Genomic DNA, 22,243 nt, shown 5'->3' with positions numbered 1-22,243 from the left:
CGTACTGGGCGGTCGAGGACAGCTCCTTCTTGGCCTTCTCGGCCTCTTCCTTCAGGCGCTGCAGGGCCAGCTTGTCCTTGCGCAGGTCAACGGAGTTCTCTTTTTTGAACTCGTCAGCCAGATAGTTGACGATCCGCAGGTCGAAGTCTTCCCCGCCCAGGAAGGTGTCGCCGTTCGTGGCCTTCACCTCGAAGACGCCGTCGCCGATCTCCAGGATCGAGACGTCGAAGGTGCCGCCGCCCAGGTCGTAGACGGCGATCTTCTTGCCGTCGTTCTTCTCAAGGCCATAGGCCAGCGCCGCAGCGGTGGGCTCGTTGATGATCCGCAGGACTTCCAGGCCGGCGATCTTGCCGGCGTCCTTGGTGGCCTGACGCTGGGCGTCGTTGAAATAGGCCGGGACGGTGATGACCGCCTTCTCGACCTTCTCGCCCAGGTGCTGCTCGGCGGCTTCCTTCATCTTCTGAAGGATGAAAGCCGAGATCTGCTGGGGGGAGTAATCCTTGTCGTGGGCCCGAACCCAGGCGTCGCCGCTGGGACCCTTGACGATCTCATAGGGCACCATGCCCTTGTCCTTCTCCACCGTCGGATCCCCATACTGGCGGCCAATCAGGCGCTTGATGGCGAAAAGGGTGTTGGACGGGTTGGTGACCGCCTGGCGCTTGGCCGGCTGGCCGACGAGGCGTTCGCCGTCGTCGAGGATAGCGACCACCGAGGGGGTGGTCCGGGCGCCTTCGGCGTTCTCGATCACTTTCGGCGTCTTGCCGTCCATGATGGCGACGCACGAATTGGTGGTGCCGAGGTCGATGCCGATAATCTTGCTCATATCGAGTCCTGCTCGCTCCTGGTTGGCGGACGGCGCGTGGAGGGCCTTCTAGTGAAGCGCCCCGGTTCTTGTCACCGCCCCCGGTCGAAAAAGGGTCTCGGGCGGTTAGCCTAAAGAGGGCGCCGCCGTCGAGTCGCGATATGGGGCTCCTGATAGCCGCTACAAGTCCAATGCCCCTAAAGTTTCCGGGGTTTATCGCGGCGGGACAGGTCGAATCCGGCGAGAAAAACACCATAGGCCAGGGCCGGAAAGGGGGTCCTGGCGCTGCGGCTCGCCAGGAAGGCGTGCTGCACAACCATGGCCTGTTGCTCAATATTGAGGTCGTCAAAGCTGTGCCCTGACGCAAGGTCATAGGCGTAGGCCTGTGGGCCATCACCGCATCGCAGCTTGGCCCAGATCAGTCCCACCCCCCGCTGGGCCTGCCAGACATGGGTCAGTTCGTGGATGAAGAGCCCCTGCAGCCCGAGCGGCGCCTGGGAGAAGTCCTGCGCCGCGGCCTTGAGTGGATAGACCATCAGCCGTGAGCCGGCCGCGAAGGCCCGCGGCCAGATCGGCAGGGACAGAATACGGATACGGCGAGGCTCCAGGCCATCGCCGAACACCTCCCGGCCCAGGGCGACCTCCCCGTCGGTGAGGGCGCGCAGGGTGAGGGGTTTCATGCGGGCGAGTGGGATCATGCCGTCCTATATGGGACCAGATGGCGCCTCTCTCACAGACCGGATTTCGTCTCGTCCCCGCCGCCCTGAGCGCGGGGGATCAGGCCGCCCTGCTGGTCGAGGTTCTAACCCGTGTGGAGACGGCGCCCTTCTACCGGCCCGTGACGCCAGGCGGGAAACCCATGAGCGTGGAGATGACCAATTTCGGCGCCCTGGGCTGGGTGACTGACGCCAAGGGATATCGCTACCAGGGCGCCCACCCGCTGACCGGCCACCCCTGGCCCGACATTCCAGCGGCGTTGCTGGCGCTATGGGCGGACCTGACGACGGCCGACGCCCCGCCCGACGCCTGTCTGGTCAATCTCTATCGGGACAGCGCCCGCATGGGACTGCACCAGGACAGGGACGAGGCGGACTTCGCCTTTCCGGTGCTGTCGGTCTCACTGGGCGATACGGCGGTGTTTCGCCTGGGGGGGCTTAGCCGCCGCGATCCGACCGCTTCGGTTCGGCTGGCCTCGGGCGACGCCTGCGTCCTGTCCGGGCCAGCGCGGTTGGCCCACCATGGGATCGACCGGGTGCTGGCCGGCTCCTCGCGTCTGGTTCCAGGCGGAGGCCGTATCAATCTCACCCTGCGGCGCGCAGGTCCTGCGCCGGGCTGAACCCTGGACTCCCCGGCGCCCCGCCCGCAGGATCACGGCAAACCGATAATGGAGGACGTCCATGACCACGCTCACCCGCCCCGAGGGGACCAAGTCGTCCGATCTCAACCTGTCGCGCCGGGGCCTGGCGGTCGCCGCACTGGGCGGCTACGCCGTCTTTGCGCTGTCGGCCCAGGCTGAACCGATCACGACGCCAGAGACCGGCCTGATCACCGAGACGGTGCAGCTGTCGCCAGCCGACGCCCAGATCCCCGCCTATCTGGCCAGGCCCGCGGCCGACGGGGCCTATCCGGTGGTCATCGTCGTTTCGGAGATCTTCGGGGTCCACGAGTACATCCGCGATGTCTGCCGCCGGCTGGCCCTGCTGGGCTATGTCGCCATGGCCCCGGACTTCTTCGCCCGCGCCGGCGACCCTTCCGGCCTCACCGACTATGCCGAGATCCGCAAGATCGTGGCCACAGCCACCGATGAGCAGGTGATGGGGGACCTGTCGGCGGCCCTGGCCTTCCTGAAGGCCCAGGACTACGCCCAGGGAGACGCCGCGGCGATCACGGGGTTCTGCTGGGGGGGCAACATCACCTGGCAGGCCTGCCAGCGCCTGAACCTCTTCAAGACCGGCGTCGCCTGGTACGGACGTCTGGCTCGCCCCGCTGACGCGCCGGCCGACGAACGTCAGTGGCCGGTGGACATGGCCGAGGACCTCTCTGCGCCGGTGCTCGGCCTCTATGCCGGCAAGGACCAGGGCATCCCTCTGGAGCATGTGGAGCAGATGCAGGCGGCCCTCGCCGCGGCCGGCAAAACCGACAGCGCCATCGTCGTCTATCCGGACTCCCAGCACGGCTTCCACGCTGACTATCGCTCCGCCTATGACGCCGAAGCGGCCAAGGATGGCTGGGCTCGGATGCTCGCGCATTTCGCGGCCCATGGGGTCGCGCCGGGCGGGGCATAAGCCGGGCATGGTTCCGAAGGGCTGCGGCTGCGTTTAGGTACGTCTGACGCATTTGATACGAGAGTCGCAGCCCATGGATCCCGCCCTTCGACAGTTCCTGATCCGCTGGCCTCAGACGTTGGCTGTGGGCGCCATCACCTTGGCCCCTCTGGCCTTAACCGTCTGGGCGCTCTGGCTGCTGGCCAAGCTGGCGGCCCTGCTGGGCGCGTTGGTGATCCGGCCGCTGACCGCATGGGGTGGTAGCGAACCCGGCGTGGCCACGACGGTGCTGGAGATCTTCACCGCAGTGATCATTCTGACAGTGGTGGGCACGCTGGCCCGGGGGGCGGCGGGCAAGGCGGTCGGCCGCGCGGTGGATGACGCCATCAGCCGGATCCCGATCGGGCGCACCATCTATTCGTCGGCCCAGAAGCTGATCGCCAGTTTTCAGTCGCCCATGGAACAGGCCCAGAAGGTGGTGCTGATCGAGTTTCCGTCCGAAGAAATGAAGACAGTCGGCCTGGTCACCCAGATATTTCGCGCCGCTGACACCGGCGAAGAGTTGGCGGCGGTCTATGTGCCGACGACTCCCAACCCCACCTCAGGCTATGTGGAAATCGTGCCGGTCAATCGGCTGGTCTGGCTCGACTGGACCCTGAATGAGGCGATCCAGTTCATTGTCTCGGCCGGGGTGACGGCGCCAGAGTCGATCAAGTATCGCGACAAGGGCCGTCCGCCCTTGGCCGATCTCGGGCCGCGCCCTCCCGAAGAAGCGCCACCGGCGGCATAGGACGCGTTCCGCGCCGGCGCTGCGCCTCAGAAGGGCGGCTGCTCGCTCAGCCCGTCCACCAGGTCGCCGATCGCATCGCCACCTTGGGCGGGAGCCGGGGCCTTGGGCGCCGGCGCCTTGGGGGCCGGTGGAGTGACGGGAGCCTTCGATGGAGCCGCCGCCGTGGGGGGCTGTGGCGTAGGCGTTGGCTCATCGGGGAGCTGCAGGGCCGGGACCTGGGGGTCAGCCGAAGCAGTCTGCGGAGCAGACGCCGTCTGCGTTGGGGTTTGGGCGACCGAGTCCACCGGCGGTGGAGCGGCGCCTTCGACGTCCAAGGCCTGGGCCTCCGTGGCCACCACAGGGGCAGCCCCCGCGCCTTCGGCGACGGTCTCTCCAGGCAGGCGGCCCCCGCGCGGCTCGGCGCCCAGGACGCCCAGGAAGAAGGCGCCGGCCGCGCAGGCCAGCAGAAGCAGCGCCACGAAGCGCAGAACGGGTTGGGGGACGGTCCACATGGCTCGAAACCTAGTGCGGTGCGGCGCGAAGCGGAAGCGCGATCATCACCCTTGAAGGTCTGGCCAGGTCACGCGCCGCAATCCGACCAGGGCCGCGCGGGTAAACGCCTCTTAACCCTCCGCCGCCATAGATGGGCGCCAGTCGATTTGGAGGCCCCATGGCGCGGGCGGCGAGAAAATCTGGTCTGGAGCTCGGGCTGCATATCGCCCGTCTCGCTTGGACCCATCCCCTGACCGCGCGCCTGCGTGGGGGGCTGCTGGCGGCTGTCGGCGTGGCTGTGGCTCTGGCCCTGGCCACCTACAACGCCACTGATCCCAGCCTCAATGCGGCGACCGCACACCCGCCTTTGAACGTGCTGGGCGGCCCGGGCGCGACGATCGCGGACATCGCCATACAGTCTCTCGGCCTGACGGCGGCCCTGACGGCGCTGATGATGGTGCTGTTTGGCCTCTCCCGGGCCCTTTCACCCGATCCCGATGCGAGCCGCGCTGATCTGCGTCGCCGCGCGGTTGTCGGTCTTGTGGGGGTTCTAGGCCTGGCCGCCCTGCTGGCCTGGCCCGCGCCGCCCTCCGCCTGGCCTCTGGCCAAGGGTCTGGGTGGTTTCTGGGGTCATGGGGTGCTGGCGGGCCTAGCCGGCCTGCTCGACTTCGCCCGGATTCCGGCCGCGCGGCCTCTCGCGGCCCTCAGTCTCGGGATCGCCGGCGCCGCAGCCCTGGCCTTCGCCCTCGGAGTCCGGCGCCTGAACCTGTCAGTCCTTGCTGAGGGCGTGGCCCAGGCGCTCACTCCTGGCCCCAAGGTCGAGATCGAGGCGCCGCCGCCCCCCGCCCCGGCCCGGGCCCGTCGCGCCGCCCGGACGGCTGAAATTCCGCCCCAGGCCCTGGGGACCGCACCCGGCGTTTCCCCGTCGCTCGCCCCAGAGTCGGAGCCGGAGGCCGCCGAACCCGCCACGGGACTGAGCATCCGCGCGCCCAAGACCCCGCCGCGCGATTCCTCCCGCGAGACCCGCGAGAACCAGGGGGTGTTCGATTTTGTCCGCCCCGACGGCTTCTCGCTGCCCGAGCTTTCCATGCTGGCCAAGCCCAAGCCGCGGGCCGCGGCCTTCGACGAGGGGGCCCTTCGCCAGAACGCCCAGTTGCTGGAGGGCGTGCTGGCCGAGTTCGGCGTCCGCGGACAGATCGACCAGATCCGTCCTGGCCCCGTGGTCACCCTCTATGAGCTGGTGCCCGCGCCCGGGGTGAAGTCGGCCCGCGTGGTGGCCCTGTCGGACGATATCGCCCGCTCCATGAGCGTCGCGGCTTGCCGGGTCGCCGTGGTGCCCGGCCGCAACGCCATCGGCATCGAGCTGCCCAATCAGAAGCGCGAGACCGTCTATCTGCGCGACCTGCTGGCCAGCCCGGAATACGAACGCTCGACCCTCGCCCTGCCCATGGCGCTCGGCGAGAACATCGGCGGCGAGCCCTATATCGCCGACCTATCCAAGATGCCCCACCTGCTGATCGCCGGCACCACCGGCTCGGGCAAGTCGGTCGGCGTCAACGCCATGATCCTGTCGATCCTCTACCGCCTGGCCCCGGACCAGTGCCGGTTCATCATGATCGATCCGAAGATGCTGGAGCTGTCGGTCTATGACGGGATTCCGCACCTGCTGGCGCCGGTCGTAACCGACCCGAAGAAGGCCATCGTCGCGCTGAAATGGACCGTGCGCGAGATGGAGGACCGCTATCGTCTGATGTCCAAGATCGGCGTACGCAACGTCGCCTCGTATAATGAGCGCGCCAAGGAGGCTGCGGCCAAGGGCGAGCATTTCGAGCGCACCGTCCAGACCGGCTTCGACGAGTCCGGCCGCCCGGTCTATGAGAGCGAACGCATCGACCCCAAGCCGATGCCCTATCTGGTGGTGGTCATCGACGAGGTGGCCGACCTGATGATGGTGGCGGGTAAGGACGTGGAAGGCGCGGTCCAGCGCCTGGCCCAGATGGCCCGGGCGGCCGGCATCCACCTGATCATGGCCACGCAACGCCCGTCGGTGGACGTGATCACCGGCACCATCAAGGCCAACTTCCCGACCCGGATCTCCTTCCAGGTCACCTCGAAGATCGACAGCCGCACCATCCTCGGGGAGCAGGGCGGCGAGCAGCTGCTGGGGCAGGGCGACATGCTCTATATGGCCGGCGGCGGACGCATCACCCGTCTGCACGGCCCCTTCGTCTCCGACGAGGAGGTCGAGGCGGTGGCCAAGTTCCTGCGCGCCCAGGGCGCGCCGCAATATGTCGAGGACGTCACCGCCGGCGGGGATGACGAGGATGGCGGCGGGGATGACGTCGGGGCCGGCGGCGGGTCTGGGGATGACCTCTATGACCGGGCGGTGGCGGTGGTCACCCGGGACGGCAAGGCCTCGACCAGCTATGTCCAACGCCGGTTGCAGATCGGCTACAACCGGGCGGCCTCGCTCATTGAGCGGATGGAGCAGGAAGGTGTGGTCAGTCCCGCCAACCATGCGGGCAAGCGCGAAATCCTGGCTGGCGCGCCGCCATAGGCCGATGGGGGTGGGCGCGCCCGACGAAGTCCGGACGGGGCTTGGGGGGAGAGAAGCGTCTCAGTCTCACGCCCGGCGCGCCCTGCGCGAAACGGCAACTGTCTTTCAACAGTCGTGGGGGGACGCCGTCTCGCGCCTCCAACAGATTGGATTGCCGGGTAAAAATTCAACCGCCTGCGACCTTTTGGCGCCCTGAAATGGGGTCTGACCGGCATTCGGCCGCATCAATCGCCCGGTGGCGCGCGTAGCGACTGCAGGGTTTTTGTCTCCGGGAGCCGGGCAAATGGGTGCGAGGGTCGTCATCGGCGCCAGCGGCGGCATTGGTTCAGCGCTGATTGCGCGGCTGGCCGCCCGCCCGGAGGCGGGGCCGGTCCTGGCCCTGTCCCGAACCCGCCCGGACAACCTTCCCGAAGGGGTGACATGGGGCCCCCTCGACCTCGGGGATGAACCGACGATCGCGGCGGCCGCCGCCGCCCTGGATCCTGACGTCCCCCTCGACATGGTGCTGGTGGCCACCGGGCGGCTGAGCGCGGCCGGGCGGACCCCGGAGAAGTCCTGGCGGTATCTTGACGCCGAGGCGCTGACGGCGGCCTTCCTCGACAACGCCATCGGACCGGCCCTTGCGGCCAAGCACTTTCTGCCCCGACTGCCCCGGGACCAGGCCTGCGTCTTCGCCGCCCTGTCGGCACGGGTCGGCAGTATTGGCGATAACAGCCTTGGGGGGTGGTATGGCTATCGCGCCTCCAAGGCCGCCCTCAACCAGTTGATCCGGACCCTGGCCGTGGAACTGGCGCGGCAGCGGCCCCAGGCCATCTGTGTCGCTCTGCACCCTGGCACGGTGGACACCGGCCTGAGTGCCCCTTTCCAGAGCGGGGTCAGCGCCGAGAAACTGTTCACCCCTGACTTCGCCGCCGAGCGGCTGTTGGCGGTTCTGGCCGGACTGACGCCGGCTGACAGTGGCGGCTTTTTCGCATGGGATGGCCAGCCCATCCCATGGTGAGGCTGGGTCAGGCGGCAGGGGCGCCGGTCAGGCTGACGGACGGGTCAGGACATAGAGGGCGCACAAGGTCAGGATCACGCCCGTTCCCATGGGAACCCAGAGGCTGGTCGCCGTCAGCATCACCATCACCAGACTGAGGCCCATGCCGATCACGGCCGCCAACTTGGCCCGCGCCGGGATGGCCCCATGCCGGTCCCAGGCCCGCAGGGTCGGGCCGAACCGCTTGTGCGCATAGAGCCTCGCCCGGAGTTTGGGGGCGCTCTTGCCAAAGGCCCAGGCGGCTATGATCAGAAAAATGGTCGTGGGCAGAAGCGGCAGAAAGACCCCTAGAGTTCCGAGGCCCACGGCGACCAGGCCCAGGGCCCGATAGAACAGGGTCGCAGCCGGGGCGAGGGGGCGGGGCGTCGCAGCGTCCTCCTCGTGCGGTTCTGCAGGATCGCTGGGCGCCGACATGGGTCAATCATGCCACAGCCCTTGCGAGGGAGTCGCAGAAAAGACGCCGGGGCGCCTCATCCAGACCGCCGTGAGCGAGCGATCAGCCGCGCATCAGGTTGGGTTCGAACCGGATCAGGGCCTCGGCCACCCGGGAATCGGGGGACAGGTTCCGTATCACCGTGGCCAGGCCCCGGCTGATCTCCCGCTGCCGGTCGCCTTCGACGCCAGCCAGGGCGTCGCGGTTGAAGACCAGCAACTGATCCACGGCCTTGTCGTACACGCCCTGTCCCTGATCCGTCAGGGTCAGGTGGACCTGGCGGCGGTCAGTGGCCGGCGTCGTGCGGATCATCAGGTCGCGGCGCACCAACTGGTCGACGCTGCGGGTCAGGGTGGTCCGGTCGACCGCTGTGAAGGCGGCAAGGTCTGACATCGCGCATGCGCCGAACCGCCGGACGGTGGAGATGGCGCGCCACTGGCCAAGGCTCAGATCGAGGGGCGCAAGCGCCTTCTCAAAGGCCGCGTCACGGCGTCGCACGGCTTGAAACAAAAGGTAGAAAAAGTACTCCGGCACATCGAGGCCAAATTCACCCTCGGTGTCCATAGACCTCAGATCAGCCTTGGGTTTGGTCATAGAACGCAGGTCTCCCCCCGGCGCAAAAAAGCACGGCTTCGCCAGATCGCACAAGTCGCATATGCAAATGGTGCAAACGCACATATATCTTGACAGCCCAGCTGGCCGCCCCTAGGTGGGCGCCAACAGTCACATGACGCCGTTACGCGGTCGCCGCGCGGGCGCTCCCAGCGCGAGACCGCCCGGCCGATATCTTGAACAGAGGTTTCCATGCGTGGACCGCCGGAGGCGGGCCTTGACGACCTTCGTCGTCAGCTCACCCAATTGCAGAGCGACGTAGAGCGCTTGACCGCCTATGGCCGAGCCGTGGCCTCGGCCGTCGCGACCTTGTCGCCCTCCGCCCACACCGCCCTGGCTCGGGCCTTGGGACCCGAAGAATTGGGCCTGAAGGATGAGCGTCAGTCTGACCTGTTCGATCAGGCGGGGCGCGTTCAGGCGCTGGGCCGCTCTGAGTCCGCCTTGGCGAGGGACCTGGAGCGCGCCCTGGTGGCGTGGGCGGCCGACCTTGACGGGGATGAGCCGCAGGACGAACGCCAGCGAGTTTCGGGCTGACGGCAGACGCCTCTGTGGAAGCCGCGCGTCTCTCAGCCGCCTGCGCCCGGGTTCGGCGCGTGGGTCAGACCTCGAGCCGCCAGAGGGCCTCGATCAGTTCGGCCGGCTCGAAGGGTTTCACGATCCAGCCGGCCACGCCCTCGGCGCGGCCCCGGGCCTGCTTGGCTTCCGCGTCTTCGCTGGAAATGATCACCACCGGCAGATCGGCGAAGGCCGGGCAGGCGCGGATGGCGGCCAACAGAGCAAACCCGTCCATGTGTGGCATGTTGAGATCTGTCAGGATGATATCCGGACGACGGGCCGACATCATCGATAGGGCGCTCGCTCCGTCTTCAGCCACCCGGACTTCGTAGCCAACGGCGCTCAGCACGTCCTCCAGCAGCAGACGGATGACCGGCGAGTCATCGACCACCAGGATGCGCGTCGCGCCCTGAACCTGCTGAGGCGCTTGCCGAATCTCAGGACCCGACATGCGGATGGCCTGGGCAGGATGGGCGGCCAACATGGCGGGCGATGGCTCCGGGCAGTGACAGGGAGGAGAACTCCTCACATCTGTTTCGCAGACGTGACCAAAAATACGGTTAATCCGAGAACTTCTCTAATATGAGAATCCGAGGTCGCGGGCAAGATGCTGCGGTGCGGCGCCGCGAGGGGCCCATCGAAAGAAGTATCGGTGTCGAGCCATCCGGAAGGATGTCGACGTCCACGCTTTGGGCGGCCCCGCGCGGGCGGACTTGGCTCTAGCCTCCAAGCCGCGCGAGGACCTCGCAGGCGGAGCTGGAGAAGGCCACATCGTCACACTCAGCCTGCAGCACCTGTCGGGCGCGCGCCCGATCTGGGGGGCCGCCAAGTCCACGTGTCAGCATGTCGGCATAGGAGACGCAGCCCCAGCCTGACTCGCAGACGAATCGCTCCAGTGCCCGCGCCAGGGGCAGGTCGGCGGCGATATCCCCCCGCTGGTGCATCGCCGCCAGCGACCTGCATCCGGGTGGATAGGCGGCCTGGCAGGAGAAGCTGTAGGCGTCTGCGGCGTCCGCAAGATTTTTGGGGACGCCAGACCCCATGCGCAGCGCGTCGCCGACCTCATCGCAGGCGGCCCCGTCGCCCAGAGCGCAGGCGAGCAGATAGAGCCGGAGCGCCTGCTGCGGGTCGACGGGCATGTTTTGGAAACCGTGCTGCCACTCCCAGGCCGCCCGGGCGCAGGCTCGCGCCATACCGCCATCACAGGCCTGGGTCAGCAGCGCCTTCTTCCGGGATGGCGGCGTGCCGGCCGGCTGCCTGTGGGCGTCCCTGAAGGTCTGCAAGGCGCCGGCGTAGGCGGAGGTTTGGCCAGGGGCGATCAGTCCAGCCTCGTAGAACTCTTCGCAGTGTTCGAGGTCGGCCGTTGCGCAGGCCCGGGTCACAATCGTCGCCACCATGTCGTCGGCGTTGAGCGGAATCACCTCCCCATCGGCCATCAAGACCGCCAGGGCGTCGCAAGCTTCCCACGCCCCGATGTCGCAGGCTCTCGCATAGAGGTAGGCTGCGCGCGCTGGCTGCTTTGGCCCGCCTTCCCCCTCCATGTACATGTCGCCCAGGAGGAGGCAGGCGTCAGCCACCGAGGCCGCGCTCCAGGCGATGTTCACCACGCAAGCCTTGGCGAACAGCTGGCGGGCGCGTCGGGGATCGGCCGGACCGCCCACGCCGTCGGCGACCCTGGCGGCGAGCAGGGTGCAGGCGCTCAGATGGCCGCTGTCGCAGGCGCGCTCATACTCCCGCCGGGCCGTCACCGCATCGGAACGGCCCGCCGCCTGCTGTCCGGCCCGAAAGCTCGCCTCGGCCTGGGGGGTGGCGGCGTTGACCGGCCCCCCTATCAGAATTCCCAGGACGAAGGCGGTCGCGGCGCCAAGGACAGTCAGATGCATAGGCTCGCACCGAGGCGAAGATTCAGGACATCTGAAGGTCGGTTGGAAAGACAGATTTGACAAGATGAAAGGATGACCCGAGATGGGCGTGTAAAGGGGTTTGGCGAATCCCCCTGAGATTCCATCCTAGTCTTCGCGGACGCACTCGCCCTGGTGGAGCAGCAGCACCTTGGCTGGAGTCTCCCCACCGGTCGTCAAGGTGAAGCCCATCTCAGCGTCGAAATAGACCCCGTCGCCCAGGTGGAGGGGCAGCGGGGCGTAGGCGTCGGAGTGCATGACCGCCTGGCCCGCAAGCACCAGCAGATAGGCCTCGCCGGGCGCCCTCAGCAGGCCGCCGGTCTGTGTCGTCTCCACGACCTCCAGGATCACCGGCGTCAGGCTGCGCCGCAGGAGCTCCGTCGCCCCAGCCAGACCCGACATGCCGCCGAGATCACAGGCCTCTCCCTCGCCCGCGCGGATCACGGCGCGACGGGCCGCAGGATGCGGGGCGACCGGCGTCGCATTGGGGCCGAGCAGGTGATCGATCTCCACGCCAAGGGCCCGGCAGAGGCGGATCAGCACCTCATAGCCGAGCGAGGTCTGACCCAGCTCCACCTTGGAGAGACTGGACAGGGGCACGCCGGACCGAGCGCTCAGGTCGGACAGGGTCCAGCCCCTGTCGCGCCGTAGCCTTCGTATCGCCGCCCCGGCGGCCGCTGACAGGCGGGTGGTCATCAGAACGTCTTCCGGGGCCGGAGGGCGGAGAGGGGGTGATCCGAAGGCGACGGTTCTGCTTAAGCCTGATGAACCGCCAAGGCCAAGCTGAGTTGCTCAGCCATCATGTCTTTCAACCGCTGAGGGCCAAGGATCTCCACCTTGTCGCCCCAGCTGAACAGGTGCCAGGCCAGTTCCCGCATGCCGCTGGCGTGAAAGACGATCAGCACCGACCCGTCCGGCTGGGGGGTCACTTCCTGGGTCGAATGGAAGCGCCAGCCCAGGGCCTCCTCGGCGCCATGGGGTCGGACCTTCAGGCGCACCGTCTCCACGTCGTCCTGATAGATCCCGAAGCTTCGGTCGACAAAGGCCGCCAGGGAGAAGTCTTGCGGCGGCGTGGCGGGGCGGTCCAGCACGGCCACGTCCGACAGCCGGTCCAGGCGCCAGGTGCGCGGCTCGCCGCCTTCGCCCTCGGCGGCCAGAAGATAGTTGCTGCGCCCAAACAGCAGGCCAAGGGGCGTGACCTCCCGCGATCGCCCGGGCGTGCTTCCGCCCATATAGGCGAAGGTCAGTCGTTTGAGGCCGACGATGGCCTCCCGCACCTGACGCAGCACGGTGTCATCCTCGAACGGCCTTGGGCCAGGGGACAGGGCGATGGCCTCGGCCTGCAGCATGGCCTCGAGATCCGGCGCCAGCCTCCGCCGGGCTGGCGCCCGCATGGCTGAGAGCACCTTGGTCTCCAGCCGGTCCAGGGCGGCGGCGCGGGCGCGGGCGCCTGTGGCGCGAAACTGTTCGGCCGCGGCGCGCAGGGCGCCCAACTCCTCGGCGTCGGGGGTCTGGAACAGGGCGTCCAGGCCCGCCGGGATGCGGAAGCGCCGGGTGGGCGGGTCCTCAATGTCCTCGAACTGCGGGAAGAGGTCGCGCAGGGCGTCACGCATTCGCTCAGCCGTGCGCCGTCCCACGCCGATCTCCTGGGCCATCTCGTCCAGGGTCAGGCCTTCGGCGGTGCTGGCCAGGGCCCGGGCGAGTTGCAGCAGCTGAGCGGCCTTTTCGTGGCGCATGAACGTCTCCTACGTCCAATTCTGACGTACCCAGGCCCCAGGGTCCAGATGTCGAGTGGAAACGGAGATTCCCATGCGCGCCGCCCGCACCTCATCCCGCCGCCGGACCAGTTCGGACGCCCCGCTTCTGGACCTTGCCCCTCGTCCCGAGGCGCCGGGGGCCGATCTGATCGCCGCGGTCCTGACCCACGCCGACCTGGAGACCAGGCTGACCCCGCGCCGGGTCCGTCGTTCCCTGTCTCCCTACCGGGCGGCCGAACTGCGTGAAGCGGGCCGGCTGAACGCCGCCGAGGCCGCCCGGAGCCTCGACATTGCAGTGGTCTGGGACGAGGCCGAGGGCGAGGTGGTGCGGGTGATTGACGATGCGCCCCTCCGTCACAAGGCGCAGGCCGGCCCCGACTGGTGGGAAGACGCCTGGGACGATGAGGATCTCTGGCATGCGCCGAGCGCCCGCCCCGTCCTGCGCACCGTCCAGGGCGGCCGGCGATGAGCGCGCCGCGGTCGCCCTTCGTCCCCACCCTGTTCCAGGGCCGACTGCCCGGCGTCGCACCTGCCCAGCGCCGACGCCTTGACCCTGGTCCTCCGACCGGTCATGGGGCCGGCCATGTCGAGAGCCACACCCGCCACTCGCGCCCTTGACCGCGCTGGCGTCGCCTATGTGCTGCACGTCTACGACTATCGCCCCGGGGCAGGTCGCATAGGCTTGCAGGCCGCCGCCAGCCTGGGGGCGGACCCGGCGCAGGTGCTCAAGACCCTGATGCTCCTGGTGGACGGGCAGCCCCATTGCGCCGTGCTGCCATCCGACGGTGAGGCCTCGCTCAAGCGCCTGGCCCGGGCGGTCGGCGGCAAGGCGGCCCAGATGATGTCCCCCGAGGCCGCCGAGCGTTCGAGCGGGTACAAGGTCGGCGGCATAAGTCCGCTGGGTCAGCGGCGACCCCTGCCTGTGGTCGTCGAAGCAGCCGCCCTTGTTCATCGTCAGGTCTTTGTCAACGGCGGTCAGCGGGGATTGCAGATCCGGCTCGCCCCCGCCGATCTCGTCGCGGTGCTGAGCGCCCAGACCGCGTCCTTTGCCGGGGATGGCGGAGGCTGAAAGCAAAGGCTTTGGCGCCGTTGCGTCAACGGGCGTAGGTTACCATCGTTCACTCGTCATCCCGGAGGGCAGATGGGGACCACGGCGACCACCTCGGCTGTGCTGGCGCGACGACGCAGCTATCATGTGGGCAATGTCCGCTCTCAGCTTTCGTCGGCGGCCAGCGCCCTGCTGGAGTCCGAAGGCGCCTCGGCGCTGAGCCTGCGGGCCATCGCCCGGCGAACCGGCGTCGCCCTGGGCACTGTCTATTATCACTACGCTGACAAGCACGCCCTGCTCGCGGGATTGGCGGCTGAGGGCTTTCGTGACCTTGAGCAGGCCCTGCGCGCGGCGACCGATGCGCGGAGCGGGCGAAGCGGAATTCGAGTCGCCGGTATGGCCTATCTGAGCTTTGTAAACGCCCGCCCGGCGCTCTACGGGCTGATGTACGAGATGCGGGATGTGGGTCGGCGCGAAGAGGTGGAGGAGGCCGAGAACGCCGCCTTCTCCGAGTTGGTCCGGGCGGTGTCGCAGGACTTCGATTCAGCCGCAGACCCCGAGGTGATCCGTCAGGTGGCGCAGGCGATCTGGGCCTGCGCCCGGGGAATCGCCGCCCTGGCTCTGGCCCGGGGCGGACCGGGGCGACTCGACGCCGAGACCGTCCGCGACGCGGTTTCAGGCCTGGAAACCCTGGTCGCCCGGCCCTGAATTCGCCTGTGACGGGCGCTGGCGCCACCTAATGAATTTTCACCTATCCGAACAGTGTTCGACTGTTCCAGCTTGACCCTTATCAATACGCACGACGGGCCAATCAAGAGCCTGCGGCGGCTGGGAGGAAAGCAATGACCAACATCCTGCGCTTGCGCAGCCTATTCATTATGGGCGCTTCAACAGCGGCTATCGCCGCAGCAACGCCTGCCCTGGCCCAACAGGCCACAATGCTCGAGGAGCTCGTCGTCACCGCCGAGCGGCGCGACCAGAGCCTGCAGGATGTGCCCGTCGCCGTGACGGCCTACACCAGCGAACGGCGAGACCTTCTAGGGATCGCCACGGTCGAGGACCTGGCGCGGAACTCGCCCAGCGTGGCCTACACCAACAATGACCGTCTCTCGATCCGGGGCTTTGGCCGCCTGACCAACGCCATCGGCACCGATCCGTCGGTGGCGCTCTATTCCGACGGCATCTTCTCCAACTCGATGGCGGACTCCTCGACCCCGTCCCTGTTCATCGAACGGACCGAGATCCTGCGCGGGCCGCAGGGCACCCTGTATGGCCGCAACTCCGTCGGCGGCGCCCTGAACATCATCGGCAAGCGGCCGGCCTACGAGTTCGAAGGCGAATTCCGTGGCGCCGTGGGCAATTACGGCACCTGGCAGACCGACCTGCTGATGAGCGGGCCGGTGACCGAGGGTCTCCGTGTCCTGGTTGGCGGCTCCCTGCAGCGTCGTGAAGAGGGCTTCATTGAGAACGTCGGCCCGGCCGGCGACACCAGCGCGGTCAAGCGCTGGATGTTTGAGGCTCAGGTCGAAGCTGATCTGGGCGAGAACATCGTCGCCCGCCTGCGCTACACCAAGTTCGACTGGGACGACAGCTACGGGGTCGGCAACGTCCATGAGGCGGTGATCTCGCCCTACGACACGGCCTCGATCACGGGCCTGGGCAACTCGGCGCTCTACTACAATCCGACCTTCGGCTTCGGCGGGATCAATCCGAGCACCGCCGACGAGTACAGGATCAACACCAACCAGACCAATGAAGGCAAGCTCAGCGATCACCATCGCCTGCACTTCGACCTGACCTGGGACCTGGGCGGGGCGACCCTCAAGTACCTGGCTGGCTACCAGGAGTATGTCTACAACACCAATGGCGACGAGGATCGCTCGGCCCGGAGCGGCAATTATAGCATCCCCGCCGCCACGCCGTTCGGCGCCTATACGGCGACCAATATCTCGCCCAACCAGCGCTTCTTCTATGAAGAAGACCAGAAGTGGTACTCCAACGAGATCAACCTCTCGTCGAACTCCGACGGGCCGTTGCAGTGGATCACGGGTATCTATCAGTACCACCAGAACTATTCGCAGCCTCAGGGCCTGCGGGTTCTGGGCGACCCGTCCATGCTGAACCCGATCAACCTGGCGACGGGCGGCCTTGCGCCTCCCAACCCGAATGGCAATTACCTGTTCGTCGACGGGACGCTCGAGGTCGACTCCTACGCCGTGTTCGGCCAGGTCGACTATGACCTGAACGAAGAATGGACCCTGACGGCGGGCCTCCGCTGGTCGAAGGACGAGAAGACCGGCACCGACTTCGCCCGCTATGTGTCGCGGACCAACACCACCACGACCGTGTTGGCGGCCGGCGGCATTCCGGCCGCCGTGGGCCAGGGCCTGGCGGTCGACTTCACCACCTTCGTGGTCTGCGGCGGGCCGACCATCGCCACCTGCCTGGCCAATCCGCTCTACAACAACCTGCGCGCGGCCCCTGGCGGCGGGCTTGAGCGGGATCTGAGCGCTGAATACGACGCCTTCACTGGCACCCTCGGCGTTCAATGGCAGCCGGACTTCAGCACCAACGCCTATCTCCGCTACAGCCGCGGCTACAAGTCCGGGGGCTGGCTCGCCTCCAACGGCCTGACGCCCTTCCCCTATGCCGATGCGGAGTATGTGGACAACTACGAGCTGGGTCTGAAGAAGACCTGGGGCGGCGTGTTCCAGCTCAACACGGCGCTGTTCTATGCCGACTACCAGGGCTTCCAGGCGCCGCTCACCGTGGTCCTGAACTCCACCACCGGCTCAACGGGCACGCAGTTCCTGAACCTGGAGGCCCGCAACTGGGGTCTTGAGGTCGAGGGCCAGTGGGCGCCGGTGCAGGGCCTGCAGCTGTTCGGCAGCTACGCCTATATCAACGCCGAGATCACCGAAGGCTGCTGCTACGTCGACACCAACGACCCGCGGGCCCTCCAGCCGGGCGCCCGCCCGGTCGGCGCGGCTCTGGCCAATGGCAGCCGCAACCAGGACCTCGTCGGCAGCCGCCTGCCCATGACGCCGGAACACAAGATCAATGTGGGCGGCAACTACACCATGGACTTCACCCCGGGCAGCCTGACCCTGGGCGTGACCTACACCTACACCGACGACATGCAGACCGGCGTGTTCGGGTCGCCCCGCTACACGGCGCCGTCGAACGAAAACGTCGATCTGCGGGCGCTCTGGAAAGACGTCGATGATCGCTTCACGATCATTGGCTATGTGAAGAACGCGACGGACGAGGTGGCCTATCAAAGCTCCACCCCGAGCTCGGTGACCGCGCTGGGCACCTTCCGTCAGACGGTGAAGCTCAACTTCCCCCGCACCTTTGGTGTGGAATTGCAGTACCGCTTCTAGATTCAAGCGGGCGACCTAATGCTCTGAGGGCGGTGCGGCATTGCCGCGCCGCCCTTTTTCTTGACCCGCCGGTCTTTGGACGGCCGCGCATAGTCCACATGGATCATGCGACCCCCGGCCAACCTGTGGTGGAGCAGGTGCGACAGTTTCGCACAGGCTTTCACAGGGGTTTTTCAACATGCGATTGTTCGCCGCCGGTCTCTTTTCATCGATCCTGCTGGCTGTAGCCGTTCCGGGGGGCGCCGCCCTGGCGCAGTCGGGCGACAGCACGGTCACCCTGGCTGACGGCACGCGGGTTGTGACGACAATCCGCGGCCTGAATGACATCACCATTCAGATCAGCGGCGGGCCGGACTTCGGGTCCAATCCAGCGACGGTGAACTTCACCAGCGTCGCCCCAGGCTCCGGCGTGATCGACTATCGCGGGACCATCAGCCAGGGGGGGACGACCACGCCCTTCACCTGCCAGGTCAATACGGTCACCCAGGCGGTGACCGGCACCGGGGCCTGCGCGGTGGCGTTCGGGCAGCCTTCCTCCACCCCTGCGCCGGTGACCCCGCCGCCTCCGACCACCCCCACCACTCCCGTCACGCCTACGACGCCGCCAACCACCCCGACGACGCCGACAACGCCGACGACCCCGACCACGCCCACCACACCCACGACCCCGCCGCCGCCGCCGGTGATCAACGACGGGTCGATCACCGTGACGAATCCCGACGGCTCGGTGGTGACCCTGTCGGTCCCGGAACAACAGCTGATCTCGGTAGCGGAGGCCGATCAGCTGATCATGGCCCTGCTCGGCGATCGGGTGCAGATCGGCAGTCTGGACAGCTTCGTGAACGGCCGGCTACGCGCCATGGGCATGGCCGCCCTGCAGGCCCAGCTGCCCATGCAGCGTACCGAGCGGGACGGTTATCGCGGGGCGTCGGCCGGAACGTCTGGCCCGTCCGCCGGAGTCTGGATCAACGCCACCGGCTCCTATGTGGAAGACAGCCGGCCCGGCGCAGGCCAGGACGGCTATGGCGGCGCCGTGGCGCTGGGCCTCGATGTCAGCACCGGCGATGTGGTCCTTGGCGGCTTTGTCGCCCACAGCCAGATCGACCTGGACGGGGCCAATGTCAGCTATCAATCCGATGGCTGGAGCGGTGGTCTCTACGCCAGCTGGTCACAGGATCCGGCCCTGCGCCTGACGGCCTCGGTGGGCTATGGCGCCTTTGAGGTGGAGTATGGCCGCACGGCCGGCGGGCTGCGGAGTTTCGGGACCACCGACCGCACTCAACTGGTCGGCTCGATCTCGGCGGAATCGCAGTTCGCCCTGGGCGACAACTGGGTGCTGACGCCTGGTGTCGGGGTCTCGGTCTCATCTTCGGAAACCGACGCCTATCAGGACAACGCCAATCGGCCGGTGGCCGGCAATGACGTCGACATGACCGTCCTGTCTGGCGGCGCGTCGCTCTTCTACACCGGCGGCCCCTGGTTGCCCTATGTCTCGGCCAGCGTGAACCACCAGACCGACGGCGCGCCAGGCGTCGACACCGACTACGGCCTGATCGGCGCCGGGGTGGCCATCCCAGTCTCGGAGATGTTCAGCCTGGCCTTCACCGCCCAGGCCCTGGTGGGCAAGTCCAACGAGGCCCAGTCCACCTTTGGCGTAACCCTGCGCCGGGCCTTCTGATCCCCATGTGGCGGCGCCTGACACCCCTGTTCCTGGCGCCGCTGCTGGCCGCATCCCCCGTCGCCGCCCGACACGCCGAACCCCTGGGCGACGGATGGATGCGGTTCGAAGTGGCGGCGGCGGGGCGCACCCTCGCCGCCGCCATGCCGCCTCAGTTGATCCCGGCGCAGACCCTGACGATCGTGATTGAGGGGGATGGACGGGCACACGACCGCCGGGGGCGGGCGAGCGCGGATCCGACGCCGGACAAGGCCGTGGGGCTCAACCTGGCCAGGACCTGGCCCGGCCCGGTCGCCTGGCTGGGGCGACCCTGCCAATATGTGCGCGACCCCGCCTGCACACCGTCCGACTGGACCTCCCACCGGTTTTCTGAAGACGCCGTGGCCATGACCGATGCGGCGATCAGCGTCCTGAAGACCCGGGCTGGCGCGAGCCAGGTGGTGCTGGTGGGCTGGTCAGGGGGCGGGGTGATGGCGACCCTGGCGGCCGCCCGGCGCGATGATGTGGCCGGACTGGTGACCATCGCCGCCCCGTTGAATGTGGCGGCCTGGACAGCCAGCCGGGGCTTGAGCGCTTTGCAGGGTTTGGACCCCGCCGACCTGCCGCCGCTCGCTGTTCGTCAAGTTCACCTCAGCGGCGCCCTTGACCCGGTGGTTCGGCCGGTCACCGTCAAGGCAACGGCCCGGCGACTGGCCGGGCCGCAGGGCCAGGTAGAGACCTGGTCCGAGCGCCATGACTGTTGCTGGGTCGCCCGCGTCGACGAAATCGCCGCGGGCCTGGATCTCCAGCCTTAGACCTACTTGCCGCCCAGCGTCGCGCGCAGCATCCAGGCGTGCTTTTCGTGGGCTTCCAAGCGGTCGGTGATGATCCCGGCGCTGGCCTCATCCTCGGCCTTCTGGGCGAGCGTCAGGGCCTCGCGGCAGGTGGCGATGACCGTCTCGTGGTCGCTGGTCAGGGCCTGGAGCATGGACTGAGAGTCGCCCTCGGGATCGCCGTCCTTGATCGCGCTGAGATTGCCGAAGGCGCCATAGCCCTGCGGGGCGAGTTCGCCGAGGGCCCGGATCCGCTCTGCCACGTCGTCGATGGCCTGCCACATCTCGGTATACTGCTCCATGAAGAGCGCGTGCAGGGACGAGAAGTTGGGGCCGCGGACGTTCCAGTGGAAGCCGTGGGTCTTGAGATAGACCGCATAGGTGTCGGCCAGCATTCGCGAGAGTGCCTGGGCGACGGCCTTGCGGTCCTCGGCGTCCAGTCCGGTCTTGATCTTTTCCGCCATCAAATAGCTCCTTCTTGTCGTTTATGGCTCAGCTTGCTGTCGAACGGCTGACCCATGCGGGGGTTCCATGTTCCGGCGCTGCGGCGTTGCGCGTATCGGCCCGCGCCCAGGCGCGCTCGTGGAAGACAAAGGCGATGGTCTGGAACAGAGGCTCCACCATGCCGATGGCCAGAGCCGCGCGCCAATCCCGGGTGAGTACGTAGGCCACCGTGAAGGCCACGATCAGATGCATGACGCTGTAGGTCAGGGTCTTGGCGACGGTTCGCTTCATCGTCTCAGCCTTTCGTGCGGACGAGTTACATATAGCGCATCAATGACCGAGCGGTAGGCTTAGTTGCAACTAATTCGCAAAAATATGTTCAGGGCGATCTTGCGGTGGGCTCAACCGAACGAAAAAGGGGCCGCCCCGGATGGAGCGGCCCCTCGTCAGGCTCAAGCCGTCGCCTGAGTTCAGAAGATTTCGAACAGGCCAGCCGCGCCCATGCCGCCGCCGACACACATGGTGACGACGCCGTACTTTGCCCCGCGGCGCTTGCCTTCATACATGATGTGCGCCGTGCAGCGGGCGCCGGTCATGCCATAGGGGTGGCCGATGGAGATGGCCCCGCCGGAGACGTTCAGCTTGTCATTGGGGATGCCAAGCGTGTCGCGGCAATAGAGCAGCTGGGAGGCGAAGGCCTCGTTCAGCTCCCAGATGTCGATGTCGTCGATCTTCAGGCCGTTGCGGGCCAAGAGCTTCGGGATCGCGAAGACCGGACCAATACCCATCTCCTCCGGGCCACAGCCGGCCACGGCCATGCCGCGATAGGCGCCCAGGGGCTCCAGGCCACGCTTCTCGGCTTCCTTGGCTTCCATCAGCACCAGGGCTGCGGCGCCGTCCGACAGCTGGCTGGCGTTGCCGGCGGTGACGAACTTGCCTTCCTGGACATAGCGGCCGCCCTTGAACACCGGCTGCAGCTTCTGCAGGTCAGCCAGGGTGGTCTGGGGACGGTTGCCCTCGTCCTGGGCGATGGTGATTTCCTTTTCCGACGCCTGGCCGGTGGCCTTGTCGAAGACCATCATGGTGGTGGTCATCGGCACGATTTCCATGGCGAACCGACCTTCGGCCTGGGCCTGGGCGGTGCGCTGCTGGGACTGCAGGGCGTACTCGTCCTGAGCTTCCCGGCTGATCTTGTAGCGGTCGGCGACGATCTCGGCGGTCTCGATCATCGAGGTCTGCAGTTCCGGCACATGCTCGACCAGCCACTCGTCCCGGGCCCGGAACAGGTTCATCTTGTCGTTCTGAACAAGCGAGATGGACTCCAGACCAGCGCCGATGGCCATCGGCGCGCCGTCATGGGTGATGTACTTGGCCGCCGTGGCCACGGCCATCAGGCCCGACGAGCACTGGCGATCCATGGACATGCCCGACACGGTGACCGGCAGCCCAGCCCGCAGGGCGGCGTTGCGGCCGATGTTCTGCGAAGTCGTGCCCTGCTGGAGGGCGGCGCCCATCACCACGTCGTCGATCTCGGCCGGGTCGACCTTGGCCCGGGCGACGGCCGCGGCGATGGCGTGGCCGCCCAGGGTGGGGGCGGTGGTGTTGTTGAAGGCGCCGCGATAGGCCTTGCCGATGGGGGTCCGCGCTGCGGAGACGATGACAGCTTCACGCATGGAATGATCCTGCTTCTCTTGAGT

General features: G+C 67.5%; 24 protein-coding genes. 12 read left to right on the top strand and 12 right to left on the bottom strand.

Annotated features, from left to right (window positions below; all coding sequences use genetic code 11):
- Positions 1 to 823 (bottom strand): Hsp70 family protein (locus Q8K84_RS09885; protein ID WP_305282472.1); only part of this gene is annotated, 823 nt, incomplete at its 3' end.
- 176 nt (positions 824 to 999) lie between these two features.
- Positions 1,000 to 1,500 (bottom strand): hypothetical protein, encoded by a 501-nt coding sequence (locus Q8K84_RS09880; protein ID WP_305282471.1) that lies wholly within the window; start codon positions 1,498 to 1,500, stop codon positions 1,000 to 1,002.
- Between the two features lie 20 nt (positions 1,501 to 1,520).
- Here Q8K84_RS09880 and Q8K84_RS09875 point away from each other — a divergent pair, with 20 nt between their 5' ends.
- The 3 genes from Q8K84_RS09875 to Q8K84_RS09865 all read left to right on the top strand — a co-directional run bounded on the left by Q8K84_RS09875 (position 1,521) and on the right by Q8K84_RS09865 (position 3,856).
- Positions 1,521 to 2,138, top strand: coding sequence for an alpha-ketoglutarate-dependent dioxygenase AlkB (locus Q8K84_RS09875; RefSeq protein ID WP_305282470.1), 618 nt, complete (start codon positions 1,521 to 1,523; stop codon positions 2,136 to 2,138).
- A gap of 61 nt (positions 2,139 to 2,199) precedes the next feature.
- Complete coding sequence (locus Q8K84_RS09870; protein ID WP_305282469.1) at positions 2,200 to 3,087, top strand: dienelactone hydrolase family protein; 888 nt, start codon at positions 2,200 to 2,202, stop codon at positions 3,085 to 3,087.
- Between the two features lie 73 nt (positions 3,088 to 3,160).
- Positions 3,161 to 3,856 (top strand): DUF502 domain-containing protein, encoded by a 696-nt coding sequence (locus Q8K84_RS09865; RefSeq protein ID WP_305282468.1) that lies wholly within the window; start codon positions 3,161 to 3,163, stop codon positions 3,854 to 3,856.
- Between the two features lie 26 nt (positions 3,857 to 3,882).
- Here the strand turns inward: Q8K84_RS09865 and Q8K84_RS09860 are convergent, their stop codons facing one another.
- The gene (locus Q8K84_RS09860; protein ID WP_305282467.1) at positions 3,883 to 4,347 is read right to left on the bottom strand and encodes a hypothetical protein; all 465 of its coding nucleotides are present in this window, start codon (positions 4,345 to 4,347) and stop codon (positions 3,883 to 3,885) included.
- 158 nt (positions 4,348 to 4,505) lie between these two features.
- On the opposite strand from Q8K84_RS09860, the gene Q8K84_RS09855 reads away from it, so the two are divergent.
- Both Q8K84_RS09855 and Q8K84_RS09850 read left to right on the top strand, forming a co-directional pair.
- The gene (locus Q8K84_RS09855; protein ID WP_305282466.1) at positions 4,506 to 6,884 is read left to right on the top strand and encodes a DNA translocase FtsK; all 2,379 of its coding nucleotides are present in this window, start codon (positions 4,506 to 4,508) and stop codon (positions 6,882 to 6,884) included.
- A gap of 283 nt (positions 6,885 to 7,167) precedes the next feature.
- Positions 7,168 to 7,884, top strand: coding sequence for an SDR family NAD(P)-dependent oxidoreductase (locus Q8K84_RS09850; protein WP_305282465.1), 717 nt, complete (start codon positions 7,168 to 7,170; stop codon positions 7,882 to 7,884).
- 27 nt (positions 7,885 to 7,911) lie between these two features.
- Here Q8K84_RS09850 and Q8K84_RS09845 read toward each other — a convergent pair whose 3' ends face one another.
- Both Q8K84_RS09845 and Q8K84_RS09840 read right to left on the bottom strand, forming a co-directional pair.
- Positions 7,912 to 8,337 carry a YbaN family protein gene (locus Q8K84_RS09845; protein WP_305282464.1) on the bottom strand — a complete coding sequence of 142 codons (426 nt, stop codon included), beginning with the start codon at positions 8,335 to 8,337 and terminating at the stop codon, positions 7,912 to 7,914.
- A gap of 82 nt (positions 8,338 to 8,419) precedes the next feature.
- Positions 8,420 to 8,950, bottom strand: a complete 531-nt coding sequence (locus tag Q8K84_RS09840; RefSeq protein ID WP_305282463.1) for a MarR family winged helix-turn-helix transcriptional regulator — start codon at positions 8,948 to 8,950, stop codon at positions 8,420 to 8,422.
- Positions 8,951 to 9,160: 210 nt separating this feature from the next.
- Between Q8K84_RS09840 and Q8K84_RS09835 the strand changes: the two genes are divergently transcribed.
- The gene (locus Q8K84_RS09835) at positions 9,161 to 9,502 is read left to right on the top strand and encodes a hypothetical protein (protein WP_305282462.1); all 342 of its coding nucleotides are present in this window, start codon (positions 9,161 to 9,163) and stop codon (positions 9,500 to 9,502) included.
- A 64-nt stretch (positions 9,503 to 9,566) separates the two neighbouring features.
- On the opposite strand, the gene Q8K84_RS09830 is transcribed toward Q8K84_RS09835, so the two are convergent.
- From Q8K84_RS09830 to Q8K84_RS09815, 4 genes are all read right to left on the bottom strand, one after another.
- Positions 9,567 to 10,007, bottom strand: coding sequence for a response regulator (locus tag Q8K84_RS09830; RefSeq protein ID WP_305282461.1), 441 nt, complete (start codon positions 10,005 to 10,007; stop codon positions 9,567 to 9,569).
- 235 nt (positions 10,008 to 10,242) lie between these two features.
- A complete protein-coding gene (locus tag Q8K84_RS09825; protein WP_305282460.1) occupies positions 10,243 to 11,406 on the bottom strand; it encodes a tetratricopeptide repeat protein in 1,164 nt (387 codons plus the stop codon).
- Positions 11,407 to 11,532: 126 nt separating this feature from the next.
- Positions 11,533 to 12,120 (bottom strand): XRE family transcriptional regulator, encoded by a 588-nt coding sequence (locus Q8K84_RS09820; protein ID WP_305282459.1) that lies wholly within the window; start codon positions 12,118 to 12,120, stop codon positions 11,533 to 11,535.
- Positions 12,121 to 12,179: 59 nt separating this feature from the next.
- Positions 12,180 to 13,160, bottom strand: coding sequence for a YafY family protein (locus tag Q8K84_RS09815; protein WP_305282458.1), 981 nt, complete (start codon positions 13,158 to 13,160; stop codon positions 12,180 to 12,182).
- A gap of 73 nt (positions 13,161 to 13,233) precedes the next feature.
- On the opposite strand from Q8K84_RS09815, the gene Q8K84_RS09810 reads away from it, so the two are divergent.
- The 6 genes from Q8K84_RS09810 (at position 13,234) to Q8K84_RS09785 (ending at position 20,084) form a co-directional block, all read left to right on the top strand.
- Positions 13,234 to 13,650, top strand: coding sequence for a hypothetical protein (locus tag Q8K84_RS09810; protein ID WP_305282457.1), 417 nt, complete (start codon positions 13,234 to 13,236; stop codon positions 13,648 to 13,650).
- A 114-nt stretch (positions 13,651 to 13,764) separates the two neighbouring features.
- Positions 13,765 to 14,250 (top strand): Cys-tRNA(Pro) deacylase, encoded by a 486-nt coding sequence (gene ybaK / locus Q8K84_RS09805; protein ID WP_305282456.1) that lies wholly within the window; start codon positions 13,765 to 13,767, stop codon positions 14,248 to 14,250.
- Between the two features lie 72 nt (positions 14,251 to 14,322).
- Positions 14,323 to 14,937 (top strand): TetR/AcrR family transcriptional regulator, encoded by a 615-nt coding sequence (locus tag Q8K84_RS09800; RefSeq protein ID WP_305282455.1) that lies wholly within the window; start codon positions 14,323 to 14,325, stop codon positions 14,935 to 14,937.
- Positions 14,938 to 15,071: 134 nt separating this feature from the next.
- Complete coding sequence (locus Q8K84_RS09795; protein ID WP_305282454.1) at positions 15,072 to 17,612, top strand: TonB-dependent receptor; 2,541 nt, start codon at positions 15,072 to 15,074, stop codon at positions 17,610 to 17,612.
- Positions 17,613 to 17,790: 178 nt separating this feature from the next.
- Positions 17,791 to 19,290, top strand: coding sequence for an autotransporter outer membrane beta-barrel domain-containing protein (locus tag Q8K84_RS09790; RefSeq protein ID WP_305282453.1), 1,500 nt, complete (start codon positions 17,791 to 17,793; stop codon positions 19,288 to 19,290).
- Positions 19,291 to 19,295: 5 nt separating this feature from the next.
- Positions 19,296 to 20,084, top strand: a complete 789-nt coding sequence (locus Q8K84_RS09785; protein ID WP_305282452.1) for a hypothetical protein — start codon at positions 19,296 to 19,298, stop codon at positions 20,082 to 20,084.
- A 2-nt stretch (positions 20,085 to 20,086) separates the two neighbouring features.
- On the opposite strand, the gene Q8K84_RS09780 is transcribed toward Q8K84_RS09785, so the two are convergent.
- From Q8K84_RS09780 to Q8K84_RS09770, 3 genes are all read right to left on the bottom strand, one after another.
- Positions 20,087 to 20,566, bottom strand: coding sequence for a Dps family protein (locus Q8K84_RS09780; RefSeq protein ID WP_305282451.1), 480 nt, complete (start codon positions 20,564 to 20,566; stop codon positions 20,087 to 20,089).
- Positions 20,567 to 20,594: 28 nt separating this feature from the next.
- Positions 20,595 to 20,837, bottom strand: a complete 243-nt coding sequence (locus tag Q8K84_RS09775) for a DUF2061 domain-containing protein (protein ID WP_305282450.1) — start codon at positions 20,835 to 20,837, stop codon at positions 20,595 to 20,597.
- A gap of 179 nt (positions 20,838 to 21,016) precedes the next feature.
- On the bottom strand, positions 21,017 to 22,219 hold the full coding sequence (locus tag Q8K84_RS09770) for an acetyl-CoA C-acyltransferase (protein ID WP_305282449.1): 1,203 nt from the start codon (positions 22,217 to 22,219) through the stop codon (positions 21,017 to 21,019).
- Positions 22,220 to 22,243 lie beyond the last annotated feature (24 nt).

The organism is Phenylobacterium sp., from assembly GCF_030679875.1.
Lineage (GTDB): Bacteria > Pseudomonadota > Alphaproteobacteria > Caulobacterales > Caulobacteraceae > Phenylobacterium.
This window is presented reverse-complemented; position numbering and strand designations above follow the sequence as displayed.

Coding starts and splice junctions, on each gene's coding strand:
- Q8K84_RS09860 (WP_305282467.1), bottom strand. CDS start 4,347: ATGTGGACCGTCCCCCAACCCGTTCTGCGCTTCGTGGCGCTGCTTCTG.
- Q8K84_RS09810 (WP_305282457.1), top strand. CDS start 13,234: ATGCGCGCCGCCCGCACCTCATCCCGCCGCCGGACCAGTTCGGACGCC.
- Q8K84_RS09815 (WP_305282458.1), bottom strand. CDS start 13,160: ATGCGCCACGAAAAGGCCGCTCAGCTGCTGCAACTCGCCCGGGCCCTG.
- Q8K84_RS09770 (WP_305282449.1), bottom strand. CDS start 22,219: ATGCGTGAAGCTGTCATCGTCTCCGCAGCGCGGACCCCCATCGGCAAG.
- Q8K84_RS09855 (WP_305282466.1), top strand. CDS start 4,506: ATGGCGCGGGCGGCGAGAAAATCTGGTCTGGAGCTCGGGCTGCATATC.
- Q8K84_RS09880 (WP_305282471.1), bottom strand. CDS start 1,500: ATGATCCCACTCGCCCGCATGAAACCCCTCACCCTGCGCGCCCTCACC.
- Q8K84_RS09830 (WP_305282461.1), bottom strand. CDS start 10,007: ATGTTGGCCGCCCATCCTGCCCAGGCCATCCGCATGTCGGGTCCTGAG.
- Q8K84_RS09795 (WP_305282454.1), top strand. CDS start 15,072: ATGACCAACATCCTGCGCTTGCGCAGCCTATTCATTATGGGCGCTTCA.
- Q8K84_RS09870 (WP_305282469.1), top strand. CDS start 2,200: ATGACCACGCTCACCCGCCCCGAGGGGACCAAGTCGTCCGATCTCAAC.
- Q8K84_RS09820 (WP_305282459.1), bottom strand. CDS start 12,120: ATGACCACCCGCCTGTCAGCGGCCGCCGGGGCGGCGATACGAAGGCTA.
- Q8K84_RS09840 (WP_305282463.1), bottom strand. CDS start 8,950: ATGACCAAACCCAAGGCTGATCTGAGGTCTATGGACACCGAGGGTGAA.
- Q8K84_RS09790 (WP_305282453.1), top strand. CDS start 17,791: ATGCGATTGTTCGCCGCCGGTCTCTTTTCATCGATCCTGCTGGCTGTA.
- Q8K84_RS09780 (WP_305282451.1), bottom strand. CDS start 20,566: ATGGCGGAAAAGATCAAGACCGGACTGGACGCCGAGGACCGCAAGGCC.
- Q8K84_RS09875 (WP_305282470.1), top strand. CDS start 1,521: ATGGCGCCTCTCTCACAGACCGGATTTCGTCTCGTCCCCGCCGCCCTG.
- Q8K84_RS09845 (WP_305282464.1), bottom strand. CDS start 8,337: ATGTCGGCGCCCAGCGATCCTGCAGAACCGCACGAGGAGGACGCTGCG.
- Q8K84_RS09775 (WP_305282450.1), bottom strand. CDS start 20,837: ATGAAGCGAACCGTCGCCAAGACCCTGACCTACAGCGTCATGCATCTG.
- ybaK (WP_305282456.1), top strand. CDS start 13,765: ATGTCGAGAGCCACACCCGCCACTCGCGCCCTTGACCGCGCTGGCGTC.
- Q8K84_RS09825 (WP_305282460.1), bottom strand. CDS start 11,406: ATGCATCTGACTGTCCTTGGCGCCGCGACCGCCTTCGTCCTGGGAATT.
- Q8K84_RS09800 (WP_305282455.1), top strand. CDS start 14,323: ATGGGGACCACGGCGACCACCTCGGCTGTGCTGGCGCGACGACGCAGC.
- Q8K84_RS09785 (WP_305282452.1), top strand. CDS start 19,296: ATGTGGCGGCGCCTGACACCCCTGTTCCTGGCGCCGCTGCTGGCCGCA.
- Q8K84_RS09850 (WP_305282465.1), top strand. CDS start 7,168: ATGGGTGCGAGGGTCGTCATCGGCGCCAGCGGCGGCATTGGTTCAGCG.
- Q8K84_RS09835 (WP_305282462.1), top strand. CDS start 9,161: ATGCGTGGACCGCCGGAGGCGGGCCTTGACGACCTTCGTCGTCAGCTC.
- Q8K84_RS09865 (WP_305282468.1), top strand. CDS start 3,161: ATGGATCCCGCCCTTCGACAGTTCCTGATCCGCTGGCCTCAGACGTTG.